At 47.4% G+C, this 14493-nt stretch carries 10 protein-coding genes and 1 riboswitch; of the genes, 1 reads left to right on the forward strand and 9 read right to left on the reverse strand.

Translation table 11 applies throughout. The annotated features are described in order from the left end of the window. Window positions 1–18: 18 nt before the first annotated feature. The 7 genes from thrS to metA all read right to left on the reverse strand — a co-directional run bounded on the left by thrS (window position 19) and on the right by metA (window position 9468). Window positions 19–1956, reverse strand: a complete 1938-nt coding sequence (gene thrS / locus FHS17_RS21245) for a threonine--tRNA ligase (protein WP_167280441.1) — start codon at window positions 1954–1956, stop codon at window positions 19–21. Between the two features lie 370 nt (window positions 1957–2326). After that, the gene (locus FHS17_RS21250; protein WP_167280442.1) at window positions 2327–3274 is read right to left on the reverse strand and encodes a putative sporulation protein YtxC; all 948 of its coding nucleotides are present in this window, start codon (window positions 3272–3274) and stop codon (window positions 2327–2329) included. Between the two features lie 431 nt (window positions 3275–3705). Further along, window positions 3706–4725: an FkbM family methyltransferase gene (locus FHS17_RS21255; protein WP_167280443.1), complete on the reverse strand. Its 1020-nt coding sequence runs from the start codon at window positions 4723–4725 to the stop codon at window positions 3706–3708. 144 nt (window positions 4726–4869) lie between these two features. Further along, on the reverse strand, window positions 4870–6009 hold the full coding sequence (gene mqnC, locus FHS17_RS21260) for a cyclic dehypoxanthinyl futalosine synthase (RefSeq protein ID WP_167280444.1): 1140 nt from the start codon (window positions 6007–6009) through the stop codon (window positions 4870–4872). Between the two features lie 154 nt (window positions 6010–6163). Further along, complete coding sequence (locus tag FHS17_RS21265) at window positions 6164–7336, reverse strand: aminotransferase class I/II-fold pyridoxal phosphate-dependent enzyme (protein WP_167280445.1); 1173 nt, start codon at window positions 7334–7336, stop codon at window positions 6164–6166. Between the two features lie 6 nt (window positions 7337–7342). Continuing rightward, on the reverse strand, window positions 7343–8503 hold the full coding sequence (locus FHS17_RS21270; RefSeq protein ID WP_167280446.1) for an aminotransferase class I/II-fold pyridoxal phosphate-dependent enzyme: 1161 nt from the start codon (window positions 8501–8503) through the stop codon (window positions 7343–7345). Between the two features lie 47 nt (window positions 8504–8550). After that, complete coding sequence (gene metA / locus FHS17_RS21275; RefSeq protein ID WP_167280447.1) at window positions 8551–9468, reverse strand: homoserine O-acetyltransferase MetA; 918 nt, start codon at window positions 9466–9468, stop codon at window positions 8551–8553. Between the two features lie 100 nt (window positions 9469–9568). Then, window positions 9569–9671: riboswitch (SAM riboswitch) on the reverse strand. A 369-nt stretch (window positions 9672–10040) separates the two neighbouring features. Between metA and corA the strand changes: the two genes are divergently transcribed. Then, window positions 10041–10976: a magnesium/cobalt transporter CorA gene (gene corA, locus FHS17_RS21280; RefSeq protein WP_167280448.1), complete on the forward strand. Its 936-nt coding sequence runs from the start codon at window positions 10041–10043 to the stop codon at window positions 10974–10976. A 1221-nt stretch (window positions 10977–12197) separates the two neighbouring features. Here the strand turns inward: corA and cysK are convergent. Then, the gene (gene cysK, locus FHS17_RS21285; protein WP_167280449.1) at window positions 12198–13133 is read right to left on the reverse strand and encodes a cysteine synthase A; all 936 of its coding nucleotides are present in this window, start codon (window positions 13131–13133) and stop codon (window positions 12198–12200) included. Window positions 13134–13202: 69 nt separating this feature from the next. Next, a complete protein-coding gene (locus FHS17_RS21290) occupies window positions 13203–14477 on the reverse strand; it encodes an MFS transporter (protein ID WP_167280575.1) in 1275 nt (424 codons plus the stop codon). Between the last annotated feature and the right edge of the window lie 16 nt (window positions 14478–14493).

Genomic DNA, 14493 nt, shown 5'->3' on the forward strand with positions numbered 1-14493 from the left:
AAGCTTTATTCATAACAATTAGATTGCTTTAGTTGCGATCTCTTGAGTAAGCAGCTCAATCAGCTCAGCTACCGGCTTAGCACCGATATCTCCTTCGCCCCGCTTACGTACCGACACAGCACCTGCCTGTGCTTCGTTCTCGCCTACAACCAGCATGTAAGGAGCCTTTTCAAGCTGTGCTTCACGAATCTTGTAGCCAAGCTTCTCGTTACGCAGATCGCTCTCAACGCGAATGCCTGCTTCTCTCAGCTTCTCTTCCACTTCACGTGCATAAGCTTCGTAAGCAGTTGATACAGGAATAACCTTAGCCTGCACTGGCGACAACCACAGTGGCAATGCACCTGCGAAGTTCTCGATCAGGAAAGCAGTCATCCGTTCCATTGTACTGATGATACCGCGGTGGATAACGACTGGACGATGCTTCTTACCGTCTTCGCCGATATATTCCAGCTCAAAGCGGTCAGGCAGCAGGAAGTCGAGTTGTGCAGTCGACAGTGTCTCTTCCTTACCAAGCGCTGTCTTGATCTGAACGTCAAGCTTCGGACCGTAGAATGCCGCTTCGCCTTCTGCTTCAAAGAACGGCAGGCCAAGCTCTTCTACTACTTCACGAAGCATACGCTGAGACATTTCCCACATTTCGTCATTTTGGAAGTACTTCTCTGTATCTTGCGGATCCCGGTAAGACAAGCGGAAGCGGTACTCTTTAATGCCGAAGTCCTCATAGACCTTGCGGATCAAGTTCACAACGCGAGCGAACTCTTCCTTGATTTGGTCTGGACGGCAGAAAATATGAGCATCGTTTAATGTCATCGCACGAACGCGGTGCAGACCAGTTAATGCACCAGACATTTCATAACGGTGCATCGTACCCATCTCTGCAATACGAACCGGCAGATCACGGTAGCTTCTCAGATCGCTCTTATATACCATCATATGATGCGGGCAGTTCATTGGACGAAGAACAAGTTCCTCGTTATCAAGCGCCATAGGCGGGAACATATCCTCGCTGTAGTGCTCCCAGTGACCGGAGATTTTGTACAGCTCAACGTTAGCCAGAACCGGTGTGTAAACATGCTCGTAACCAAGACGCTCTTCAAGGTCAACGATGTAACGCTCGAGCGTACGGCGTACCTTAGCGCCGTTTGGCAGCCATAGCGGCAAGCCTTGGCCAACTTCGCGGGAGAACGTGAACATCTTCAGCTCTTTGCCGAGCTTACGGTGGTCGCGTTTCTTTGCTTCTTCCAAGAAGTGCAGATGCTCATCCAGCTCCGCTTTCTTCGCAAAGGCAGTTCCGTAAATACGCTGAAGCATCTTGTTCTTCGAATCGCCGCGCCAGTAAGCGCCAGCTACGCTAAGAAGCTTGAAGGCTTTAATACGGCCAGTGGATGGCAAATGTGGTCCACGGCAAAGATCGAAGAACTCGCCTTGGTCGTACATAGTAATAACCGAATCCTCAGGCAGATCACGAATCAGCTCAAGCTTCAGGTTATCATCCAGCTCTGTAAAGATAGCAAGAGCCTCTTCACGGCTGACTTCACGGCGGCGAATGTTGAGGTTCTCGTTAATGATGCGCTGCATTTCTTTCTCGATCTTAGTCAGATCTTCCGGAGTAAGCGATTGATCCATATCGATATCGTAATAGAAGCCGTCCTCGATAACCGGACCGATGCCCAGCTTCACATTAGCGTTGCCATATAAACGTTTGATCGCCTGCGCCATCAAATGGGCTGTACTGTGACGATAGACCTCAAGGCCGTTAGCGGATTCGATCGTAACGATCTCAATTGCGGAATCAGACTCGATTGGTGCGTACACGTCAACCACTTTACCATTGATTTTACCAGCGATAGCATTCTTGCGAAGTCCCGGGCTGATCGAGCCTGCTACTTCTTCAATTGTTGTTCCAGCATCGTACTCCCGAATGGCGCCGTCTGGAAAAGTAACTTTAATAGACATTGAATTTCCCTCCTGAAAAAGTTGGCATAGCACGCGGGATGAACGCAAAAAAGCACCCATCCCGCAAAGGGACGAGTGCTTGTATACTCGTGGTTCCACCCTACTTCGATCGCTGCTTGCTGTAATCTACAACGTTAAGCAATCCTTGTATTGATCTGATAACGGAGACATCCGGTGCAGCTTAGTAATGGTACGCAATAATCGACCACGTTCAACTGCACAGCTACAAAGGGGTATATTCGCTAATGTCATGAAGGAAATTGCAGCCGAGTTTCCTCTCTCTGGACCAACATTTGAAGCCAATACATGTCTTTGTCATTGCTGTTCGCATAGTTATGAGCATTATTATAGCCGCTTGACCCCCTAATCGTCAATAGATGCGGCTGTCAGGCTGGACGGATCCATTGCCTTCAAAGACAGGACTACAGGCTGGACATTGTGTGCAGACGGATACCCGGTTATCAAATATCGTCTCGATTGTCCTTATTACCTGCATATCATCCTGTCTGGTATGAATCATAATATGCTTAGGAGATACGGCAATGAGTGAGCTGATCACCATATCTTCAATATTCATTTCGGTCTCCAGCATTTCAGCAACTAACTTGTCCGAGTGGGGCTTCGGTTCAAAAGGCTGAAACTTTTCATTGAACAGGACAAAATCATGGCTGCCCTTGTGTACAAGGTGAACGATAGGCACCTTCGACTCCTGCAAGCCTACAAAATATTTGAGCAGCGAAATAAACTCCTGGTATTGCTTATCGAGCACGTATTCATCCAAAGCATAATCAACGATCTCAGCTAATTCCGTCCGATAAGGCTGCAGTCTAAACGAAGTTAATCCGGTCAAGTTCAAAGCCGAATTCTCCTGCAGGTATCGGTCAATCTCATCGGCTACCTTCGTTTTGCGGCGCTGCCTGTCAGCATCAAGAAATCTCGTCCCAAGGCCATCCCATTCTGTACCGTGAAGCAGCTCGTGGCAGTATTTTTCGATAACAGGTGCGTCTATAGCGTGGTTATTCCTGTATTTTCTCCGAATGATGGCTGCCAGGATATGCGGCTCCATATCGGTTACGATGAATTCGGCTAGTGCCTTGGAAGCAGCTTGGTACACCGAATGGCTATGGTCAGCCAGATGAAAATAAGGCAGGATCGCTTGGCAGCTAATCTCCTTTTCTGATAGCAGCGTGTATTGAATGGCTTCTCCTTCGATGTGTGCGATATGTAGATCAGTTGTTGTGTACTCCGCCATCAACGCCGCTAATTGGGCAGCCGATTGCTCCATGTTCGAAGGCAGCGTTACGGTAAACAGCTCCATGAGCTCACCCCTTTCATTCCCCTTATCAGTATATGGCTGGGGGGTTGGGTATATACGAAAGGAGTGGTGGGAGATGATGGGGAGTGGCTGGTGGATTTTGCTGGCTTGGCTGATGGTCGCTGCGTGAAAGTAACGTTCTTCCGATCGCTGTTGCTCCCCGGATTTCTTCGAATTTACCACCTTACGGTGGAAATCCGGGAGCAAAGGCGAACGCTTCGCTTCTCCAGTACGTTACTTTCGCTCCGCTCCCGCGCCAGCTACCATCGCCAAAACTTCACTCCCCACTCTTGTGGGGGAGCAGTTTGTAGCTGCCCTATTTATTCGGGCAGTAATCATTCTCTAAGAGATTTTCTTTTCAACATGATCATTACGCCTAGTTCAATTGTTAGTCTAGTTACTTCCCCGGCCCCACCTTACCGTACGAGAGGAGGTTATTCCGTTGGTTGGTGGAGGTAGCTGTTTTTGTGGGTCAAGAGTTTGGGGCTTACGTCATAGCAGAGCTTGATATCGGGGTGATCTAGGATGGAAAGCTTTTTGACTGCAATCATATTAAAGCCGTGAGGCGGGCCTTCTAAGAAGACCCTGTCTGGTGGGATAATCTCAACAGGTTTGCCGGACATGTCGACATTGGAGTTGTAGTCGCGCAGGGCGAAGATGTGGTAACCAAAGGACTGCAAATATTGGACGATATCACTTTGATCAAGACCATTGCTCCAATCGACATAGCTGCGGTGAACCTCGAAGATGATGTTAGGAGCTTCTTCAGCCGGCAAATCGAGCTGGCTGCTAGCGCCTTGAAGAACGGTATACTCCAAGCCTTCAATATCCAGCAGGATGAGATCAAGATGGCTGATTCCCTGCTCTTTTACATAAGTATCTATCGAAATCGTTCCGAAAACGGTGTTATCCTCCTGCTCCTTCATATCCATCACTAGCTCTGCATGAGCAAAAGAATCGTCTCCGATCAGCTTCAGTTTTCCCTTTTCATTGTTCCATAAGCCCAGGCGCCATGCCTTAACGTTATCAATTTCGTTTACTGCAGCGTTATGCCTGAGCATTTGATATTGGTCTTTGTTTGGTTCAAAAGCATGAACCGTTCCGCCTCGCCCAGCAATCTCGCTCGCCACAATTAAGGCCTGATCGCCAAAATAAGCTCCGCCAATTAACACTTCCTTAGCTTGTTTTGAGAAAATAGACAGCAATTTGGTCGTCTGCGGTTCCCATACATGGTCGGGACAGACCGGTATTGAAAGCAAAAAATCACGAGCAATTTTAGTTCGATAATAGAAATCAAACTTTAATCCGTTCGCTATCTCTTTTCTCAAAATTGTATTCTCATTGTATATCGCATCAAGTATTGGAGCCGTTATTTCTTCCCTCACATTGATAGCCTGTTGGTGAAGCCGCTCTTCCATATGCTTAATTGCTGCAATTAATTTCTGCTGATTCATCCTTTCACAGCCTCCTTTATATATGCTTGATCAAAAAAGAATATGTGAGGAACTGCCTGTTTAGTAGCTTCACAGACCAGCTGGCATAAAAAAAAGCATCCGAGCCCTGTTAACCAGGGGTCGAATGCCTTGTTAATAAATGAATTAGTTCTGCATGATGAAGTCTTTCGCAGCGTGCTCATGATCATCGTACATTTTGATCGTATTGTATTTCGTGTCACGCTGTGCCGGGATTTTGCCCGATTCGCGAATGAGTTGAAGAATAGATTCAATGTTCACTTTATGAGTCGTGCCTGCGGCGGATACAACATTCTCTTCAATCATCGTACTGCCGAAATCATTGCAGCCATACGAGAGTGACTGCTTACCAATGTCAGGACCCATCGTCACCCAAGACGATTGGAAATTATCGATATTATCGAGCATAATACGGCTGACTGCAACCATTTTCAGATACTCTTCCGGTTTCGACTTCTCAACACGTTTCATGTTCGTATTATCCGGCTGGAATGGCCAGCAGATGAAAGCGAGGAAGCCTTTCGAATCATAACCGTTAGCGATACATTCATCCTGCGCATCACGGATGCGGAGCAAATGGAGTGCACGCTCCTCAGCTGTTTCACCAAAGCCGTATACCATAGTAGCCGTTGTGTTCATGCCATGACGATGTGCGGATTTCATAACATCCATCCAGTCTGTCCAAGAGCCCTTCAGACGGCTGATTTTACGGCGGGTACGGTCATCCAAAATTTCAGCACCGCCGCCAGGCAGCGAGTCTAGACCAGCTTCATGCAGCTGGCGGATAACCTCATCCAGCGATAAACCTTCGGAAACATCTTTCATTTTCTGAATCTCGGCTGGCGAGAAGGAATGCATGGTAATGTCCGGGAAATGCTGCTTAATCTCACGAAGCAGATCCGTATAGTACGAGAATGGCAGATTCGGGTTAGTTCCACCCTGCATCAGAATCTCAGTACCGCCTACATCAACAGTTTCCTGGATTTTATTAAGTATCGTTTCATTCGAGAGGACATAGCCCTCATTCGAACCCGGCGCGCGGTAGAACGCACAGAACCGGCAGTACACATCACAAATATTTGTATAGTTGACGTTCCGGCCTACGACAAAGGTCGTGATCGGTTCAGGATGGCGTTTCAGCATAAGCTGATTCGCAACCTCGCCCATTTTTTCAATCTCATCGGATTCAAGCAGCGTTACACATTCGTCAAACGAAATACGTTCTCCAAGACGTGCTTTATCCAAAATCTGGTCCAACGTAGACATATCGTAAGACCTCCTTATCTTTTTCCGTTCTTAATAGCTATCAATTCATCCTATCATATCTCGTTCTTGTCCGTCATCTTTCGTATGTTACGGAAAAGCGAAAAAATACGGCCTGTCATATACGACAGCCGCATTTTTCGCTTAATTTGAATCATTATCCTTTTAAAGCGGAATCCAGATCTGCAATCAGATCGTCGATATCTTCTAGACCTACCGAGTAACGGACCAGACCGTCCGTAATACCACGCTGGTAACGCACTTCTTTCGGCATTGCCGCATGCGACATCTTCGCAGGGTAGGATAAAATACTTTCTACCGCTCCAAGACTTACCGCTACAAGCGGCAGTTGTACTCGGCTCAGCAAGCTTGCAGCACGCTCGCCGCTGCCTACATCGAAGGATACAACAGCACCATAGCCCTTCGACTGCTTCTCGTGAATTTCACGTCCCGGATGGTCTTCAAGCCCTGGGTAATACACTTGCGTAACCTCCGGATGATTCGACAGCCATTCTGCCAGCTTGCGAGCACTGCGCTCACTATGCTCCATACGAGCTTGCAGGGTCTTCATTCCGCGCATTAAGAGCCAGCTCTCATGAGCACTTAGAACAGCGCCAAGGCCGTTCTGCAGCTGATACAAACGGCGTCCGAGTGCTTCGTCATTCGTTACTGCGAGGCCAGCCAGCACGTCGCTATGGCCGCTCAGGAACTTCGTAGCGCTATGCAATACAATATCGACACCAAGCTCGAATGGACGCTGATGGTAAGGGGTCATGAAGGTGTTATCAAGCATCGTCAGAAGACCCTTTTCTTTCGCCCAGCCAGCTACTAACGAGATATCAGTAATTTTGAGCGTAGGATTGGAAGGCGTCTCCATGAAGACTGCTTTCGTGTTAGGCTTCAGCGCCTCTTGTACTTGCTCGAAATCCGTCATATCTACAAAGGTTGTCTCAATATTGAACCGCGTTAATACCGCCGTCAACAAACGATAAGTACCACCGTACACATCTTCCGTTACGATAACATGATCACCAGCAGACAGCAGCATAAAGGTTGTCGAGATTGCTGCCATGCCCGATGCAAAAGCAAAACCACGTGTACCACCCTCAAGCAGAGCGATATAATTCTCCAGCGCTTCACGAGTCGGGTTGCCGGAACGGCTGTAATCGTGATGCGGCGGATCCATAATATCAGCTTGATGGAAAGTGGATGCTTGGAAAATCGGAGTACTTGAAGCACCCGTTTGTTCATCAATTTCAGTGCCGAAATGAAGCAGCTTTGTCGCAAAGCTGCGGCCGGCGATTTTTTCAAGATTATGTCGGTCTGTCATATTCGATTACGCCTCCTGGATTTCACTTTTTGCCGCAGCGAGTGCCTGCTCGAGGTCTGCGATCAAATCATCTGCATGTTCAATCCCCACGGAGAAGCGCAGAAGCCGGTCATCTACACCAATTTGTTGACGGATTTCTAATGGAATGTCCGCATGTGTCTGTACAGCAGGATAAGTCATAAGCGATTCAACACCGCCAAGGCTTTCTGCAAATGCAATCAGCTTAATGTGGCGGAGAATCGGCTCTACATAACGGGCATCCTTCAAGCGGAAGGAGAAAATACCCGTGTTGCCTGATGATTGTTTATTTTGGATCTCATGGCCAGGATGATGCGGGAGTGCAGGATAATAAACATCCTCAATCGCCTCATGCTCCATTAAGTAATTCGCAATCGCTGTTGCATTATATTGATGGCGCTCCATACGAAGCGCCAGTGTCTTCATACCACGCATTAACAGCCAGGAATCCTGCGGTCCAAGAACGGCACCAAGTGAATTATGCAGGAAGCCCATTTGTTGGGACAACTCGGCTCCCTTAGTTACAATTAAACCTGCAAGCACGTCGTTATGGCCGCCTAAATATTTGGTTGCGCTGTGTACGACGATATCTGCTCCAAGCTCAATTGGACGTTGGAAGAACGGTGTAAGTAAAGTATTATCAACGATGGTAAGGAGACCTTTGGACTTCGCCCAAGCGGATACCCGCTCTAGATCAGTGATCATCATCAACGGATTCGTTGGCGTCTCGATCACGATCGCCTTCGTGTTCGGCTGAAGCAGCTCAGATATACCGTCTAGATCATTCGTATCGACATAAGAAGCCTTGACGCCATATCTCGACATGATTTTTTCGAGCAAACGGTATGTGCCGCCGTACAAATCCAGCGATACGATCAGGTGATCGCCTTGACCAAACAAAGCGAAGATCGTTGTCAAAGCGGCCATACCGGAACTACAGGCAAACCCTGCATCACCGGATTCGAGCTGAGCTGCAGCTTCTTCAAGAACAGAACGTGTCGGGCTTTTCGTACGGGCATAATCAAACCCCGTACTTTGGCCAAGCTGAGGATGACGGAATGCCGTCGCCTGATAAACCGGGAAGCTGATCGCACCCGTAACTGGTTCCTTTTGGGAACCGATTTGCGCAAGATGACTTTCAATTTTCATAAAATTCGTCCGTCTCCTTTGTCATCGTCTTTGTCTAATTTATATATTTAGATACCTGCGCCCAAATCATAAGGCGTTTGTTGGTATACATAATAGTTCAACCAGTTCGAGAACAGTAAGTTAGCATGGGAGCGCCAAGTCGAATAAGGGAGTTTTTCCGGATTATCTCCCGGGAAATAGTTCACTGGAAGGTCAACTTCCATCCCTTTTGCTTTATCACGGTCATATTCATACTTCAGCGTAAGTGGATCGTATTCGGAATGCCCGCTGACAAAGATCTGTCTGCCGTCTTTCGAAGCTACAATATATACGCCAGAATCCTCAGACTCCGACAAAATCTCCAAGTCGCCGATGTTCTCAATATCCTCCCGGCGAACCTCTGTATGACGGGATTGTGGAACGAAGAACATTTCATCAAAACCACGCAGCAGATTGACGTTTTGCTTCTCTGTCGTGTGCGGGAATACACCAAAAATCTTCTTATCCAAATCATACTTCGGTACACCGTAATGATGGTACAAGCCTGCCTGCGAGGCCCAACAAATATGGAAGGTCGACGTCACTTGACGTCTGCTCCAATCCATAATGTCCTTCAGCTCTTCCCAATAATTCACGTCTTCGAATGACAGATGTTCCACCGGAGCGCCAGTAATAACAAGGCCGTCATAGTACTGGTCCTTAATATCATCAAACGTTTTGTAGAAGGATTCAAGATGCTCATGCGAAGTATTTTTCGATGTATGCGTCTTTGGATGCAGCAACACAATTTCCAACTGCAGCGGGGTATTCCCGATCAGACGGAGAAGCTGTGTTTCCGTTGTTTCCTTCGTCGGCATCAAGTTCAGTATGGCAATCCGCAGTGGACGGATATCTTGATGGAAAGCTGTACTTTCATCCATAACGAAAATATTCTCATTGTTCAAAATCTCTTTAGCTGGTAAAAAATCAGGTACTTTAATCGGCATTGCGATCACTCCTTTGCTTCGATATCGGCCTTCTAGACGCAAAAAAGACCCTTTCTGCCGTGAGAAAAGGTCGTGCGCTCATCAAAAAGAGCCTTCGCCTCCCTCATCTCTCAGAAACTAAAGTTTCCGCAAGAATTAGCACCGTGCTTACGCCGGTTGCCGGGCTTCATCGGGCTAGTCCCTCCGCCTGCTCTTGATAAGAAAGTAGATCTATTCGGTTGTCGAATCCAATTCTATTCTTAACTTTAATGGATTCTGTCATTCGCGTCAAGGTCGATGTTGACATATACTACAGAAGGCTGATGGGTATCCCGCTGCCACCTATTTTTCCGCTTGTATGTAAAGGATATGCGGGAGTATACTAGACAAGGATTAAAAGCCATTTTTTCATGAAGAATAAAGGGATAAAGGAGTGCTAAAGGACATGGAAGGCGACCGACCTAAGCCTGACAACAATCGAATACGGCTGCTGCCGGATAAACAGTTGCTCAAGCGGGCGTTAGCTTTTTAACTCCGTTCTCTTGCACTTGTGTTCATCCGGCAGTCTCCGTTACATGAGAGGAGAAGCTCGGATGAAAATTCGTCATGTAAACAACGGGTTATTTACCCTTATTGAAGACATTAATGAAACCCTTGTTCCTGCCAGGGAAGGATTCTATTGGATTGATGCCGATATTGAGGATCTTGCCATTTTGCAGCCATTATTCGGCATGCATGATCTGGCCGTGGAGGACTGCTTAAGCGAAGAGGAACAACGACCTAAGCTGGAAATTTATGAAGGCCAATATTTTATTGTAATTAACAGTATTCGTTTTGATGATGAGGAAATTTTCCTTCGTGCACTTAACATTTTTCTAGGGCGTCATTATATTATTACAATTACTAAGCAAAAGCTGAACGAACTTCGCAGTTTGAAGCCCATCTTGTGGGAGCAGGAAGTTAATCGGCCAGACTATTTCCTATACCATCTCGTCGACATTGTTGTCGATAATTACTTCCAAGTTGGCGACCGAATCGATAATCGGATCGAAATGCTGGAAGAAGATATATTAATGAATACAAAAAAATCGCATCTGAACGAAATCATCGGTTTACGCGGCGAGATTTTGTGGCTCAAGAAAGTGCTGGGTCCACAAAAAGACCTCATCGCTACGCTCAACAAGCGTGACTTAAAGCTGATCGATGATCAGTTGCAAAAATATTTCAGCGATATTTATGAGAACGCCGTAAAAATCGCTGAGTCCTTCGATACGTATCGAGAGCTCATGGGCAACTTACGAGAAGCTTATCAGTCGAGTATCTCCGCCAGAGCGAATGAAATCATGCGCGTGTTCACCGCCATGACGACAATCTTCATGCCACTGACCTTTATTACCGGGATCTACGGGATGAACTTTGACTTCATACCAGGGATGCATGTGCACGGCGGATCGATTATCTTGCTTGGTATTATGCTTGCACTCGGAGCAGGTATGTTGGTTGTGTTTAGGAAGAAAAAATGGTTGTAAGTGGGGAGCCGCCCGTGGTTGGGGCGGCTTTTTTTGTCCGCTGGTGTTGGTGATTTTGCGGGTCGGTGTGCTACGGGGACGGGGGAGATCTCCTTTCAGCCGCTGTTGTCTACACTTTGCCTGAACAACATTCACAGGTTGCAAAGTGTAGACAAAGGCGGACGCTCCGCTCTTCAAGGGAGATCTCCCCCTTACCCCTGCGCCCCTCCCTGCCGCGCCCCCGCACCCCAGCCGCCGAATCCCTTCGGGCGGCTGGGGTGCGGGGCAAAAGGGAACAGGCTCAGGTGCTATCGCACGAGCCTGATTTTTTATTAGCCAGCCGCTAATCATGGCAGGCTATAATGGCCTGCGGCCATAGGTATAATCTCGGACGAAACCGAGGATATTCGTATGCCTTCAGGCACACGGGGAAACTTAGATGGCCTCTCGTAGAAGCGGTACCTTAAAGATTAGGTACCTTAAAGATTAGTTACTTCAAATAACGTTGGAGCAACTACAATCAATTATGCTAAAGGCTAGTCTTACCCACACGATCGCCAATAGACCACATTCAGAGCAACTACCGCTTCTCCCTTTACTCGCCTCACAGCTGTAAAAACCGTCCCGCTAACAGCCGGCTGCCTCATTAACTCCACCCATTTCTCACCTCACAGCCGTGTAAGGTGTACCAATCCTCACTATTAGTGAATACAAACTCACTAATTCAGAACCGAATGACGGCTATTTTCGTATTAGTTTGAGGGTTTACACCTTATTGCTACGTTCAGCCTCACTAACAGTGAGGCTAGGCTCATTGTTGGGCCAAAGAGCCCCCATAAGATCACATATAGCGCGAACAGCCTCATTATTTAGTGAGGTTCCATCACTAATCACGCTATGTTGAGATTTGCTACTTATCCACTAACACCTACTGCCTAATTTCTCACCTCACAGGCCGTATAAGATGCACCAATCCTCACTATTAATGAGGCTATACTCACTAATTCAATCCCGAATGACTGCTTATTTTCGATTTAGTAAGGTTTTACACCTTATTGCTACGTTAAGCCTCACTAACAGTGAGGCTAGGCTCATTGTGGGGTCAAAGAGCCCCCATAAGAGCACATTTAGCGCCGAACAGCCTCATTAATTAGTGAGGATTCCTCACTAATTAATGATAAAGTCTCGCAAAGTCGAACAAAAACAGCCATCGCACAAGCGATGGCTGTTTTCTCTAGTTTATTATGCTTCGTCATACAGATTCGCCGACAGGTAACGTTCACCTGTGTCGGGGAGAAGGACGACGATGTTTTTGTCCTTGTTTTCTGCCCGGCTAGCCAGCTCGGTGGCTGCGAATGCTGCGGCGCCGGAGGAGATACCGACCAGCAAACCTTCACTGCGAGCCAATTGGCGGGAGGTGCGGTAGGCGTCTTCGTTCTTGACCTTGATAATCTCGTCAACGACTTCAGCGTTATAGTTATCCGGAATAAAACCGGCGCCGATGCCTTGAATCAGATGGACACCTCTTTCACCACCCGATAGTACAGGGGAGTTAAAGGGCTCTACTGCAACAATCTTGACGTTTGGATTAAGCTCCTTCAATCTCTCGCCTACGCCTGAGATCGTACCGCCAGTACCTACACCAGCAACGAAAATATCGACTTTTCCATCCGTATCGCGCCAAATTTCTTCCGCCGTTGTCCGTTTATGAACTTCCGGATTCGCCGGATTGCTGAATTGCATCGGTATGTAGGCGTTTGGAATTTTAGCTGCCAGCTCATCTGCTTTCCGGATTGCTCCTGACATTCCTTCGGATGCAGGGGTTAGAACAAGCTCAGCGCCAAGCGCTTCAAGCAGCTTCCGGCGTTCAATACTGAACGACTCCGGCAAAATAATGATTAAACGGTAACCTAAGGCTGCTGCTGCAAAAGCCAGTGCAATACCGGTATTGCCACTCGTTGGCTCGATAATAACAGAGCCTTCCACGAGCTTCCCTTTTTCCTCGGCATCCTTAATCATCGCAAGTCCAATCCGGTCTTTGACGCTGCCAGCCGGATTGAAATACTCCAGCTTCGCAATAACTTTCGCAAGTGACTCATGACGCTTATTGTAATGAGTAAGCTCGAGCAATGGTGTATTGCCGATCAACTCCGTCAAATTGCTATAAATGTTTGGCATAACTTTTCGCACCTTTCTTCCTGGATCTCCATTTCATTATATCATTTACGAGATCAAACTGAAGCATGCTCAAGCTGTTAGATCCTCTGCCGCTTCACGCGCACCCTTTTCCAGGTTGACCTTCCACAATAGAGCAATTCCTATAAGGAAAAAGGCCACTAAAGATAAAATAGCTATCCTGCTGGAACCAGTGATTGTGCCAACAACAGAAAACACAAGTGGTCCTGCGAAGGAAGAAAACTTGCTCGAAAGGGACAAAAATCCGAAAAACTCACCTGATCGCGCCGGCGGCACTAGATCAGCATAGATGGAACGGGCCACCGATTGGCTTCCGCCCTGGACAAATCCCACCATAATGGCAAGCGCATAGAAATGTAGAGCACTCGTCATAAAGAAGCCAAGCCCCACAATTACGACATAGATCATCAACGCGTAATATAACATCTTCTTGGAGCCAAAGCGTCCGGCAAGCTTGCCGAACAAGATCGTACAAGGCCAACCAACAAACTGAGTAATGAGCAAAGCAATTATCAAATCACTTGTCTCAATTCCAATACCTGCACCATAAATGGTCGCCATGACAATAACTGTATTAATTCCATCATTAAAAAACCAGAACGCTAACATATATTTGAGCAGCTCCGGGTACTTCTTCAGCATCGAGAATGTCTGTCTGATCCGGACAAAGCCTGTACGAACAACTTCTACTGGCCCGCTCTGCCCATGGTCCTTCCTTGACTCCTTCACCCAGCGGAGAATCGGAATCGAGAAAAGCAGCCACCAAATCCCTACTGTAATAAAGACCATTTGGGTGGCGAATGTTTTGCTCGGAAACCCTAACATTTCCCACTTTTCAATCATGATGACGTTTACAAGCAGCAGCAGTCCTCCGCCTGCATAACCATAAGCATAGCCTTGAGCGCTAACCCGATCCCTTTGTCCTTGTGGCACGCCGTCCGCCAGCATCGAATCATAGAACGTATTGCCCCCGGAGTAACCAATAGAGCCAATCACCATGAGAATCGAGGCAAGCAGCCAATCTCCATCTCCAGCAAACGCCATAAATACGCAGGACAAGACACCTGTCATCATAAATATTGATAAAAACCTTAGCTTGGAACCCGTGTAATCGGCAATTGCGCCAAGTATCGGGGACAAAATAGCAACCAGAAGCATCGCTATGCTTTGGGTATAACCCCAATACGTTTCTGCTCTGTTGCCCGCAAGGTGGATCGCCGCAACATCGGAATAATACACGGGCAGCACCGCCGCCATCATCGTTGTAGCGAAGGCTGAATTCGCCCAATCATACATTTTCCATCCGCGTAATGCTCTCTGATCCAGCACAAACGCCCCCCAT

Origin of the sequence: Paenibacillus lupini (assembly GCF_011761355.1) — a bacterium.
GTDB lineage: Bacteria > Bacillota > Bacilli > Paenibacillales > Paenibacillaceae > Pristimantibacillus > Pristimantibacillus lupini.

What these genes read in the sequence shown, in the direction of transcription:
- thrS (WP_167280441.1), bottom strand. Translation starts at nt 1,956, where the DNA reads ATGTCTATTAAAGTTACTTTTCCAGACGGCGCCATTCGGGAGTACGAT.
- FHS17_RS21250 (WP_167280442.1), bottom strand. Translation starts at nt 3,274, where the DNA reads ATGGAGCTGTTTACCGTAACGCTGCCTTCGAACATGGAGCAATCGGCT.
- FHS17_RS21255 (WP_167280443.1), bottom strand. Translation starts at nt 4,725, where the DNA reads ATGAATCAGCAGAAATTAATTGCAGCAATTAAGCATATGGAAGAGCGG.
- mqnC (WP_167280444.1), bottom strand. Translation starts at nt 6,009, where the DNA reads ATGTCTACGTTGGACCAGATTTTGGATAAAGCACGTCTTGGAGAACGT.
- FHS17_RS21265 (WP_167280445.1), bottom strand. Translation starts at nt 7,336, where the DNA reads ATGACAGACCGACATAATCTTGAAAAAATCGCCGGCCGCAGCTTTGCG.
- FHS17_RS21270 (WP_167280446.1), bottom strand. Translation starts at nt 8,503, where the DNA reads ATGAAAATTGAAAGTCATCTTGCGCAAATCGGTTCCCAAAAGGAACCA.
- metA (WP_167280447.1), bottom strand. Translation starts at nt 9,468, where the DNA reads ATGCCGATTAAAGTACCTGATTTTTTACCAGCTAAAGAGATTTTGAAC.
- corA (WP_167280448.1), top strand. Translation starts at nt 10,041, where the DNA reads ATGAAAATTCGTCATGTAAACAACGGGTTATTTACCCTTATTGAAGAC.
- cysK (WP_167280449.1), bottom strand. Translation starts at nt 13,133, where the DNA reads ATGCCAAACATTTATAGCAATTTGACGGAGTTGATCGGCAATACACCA.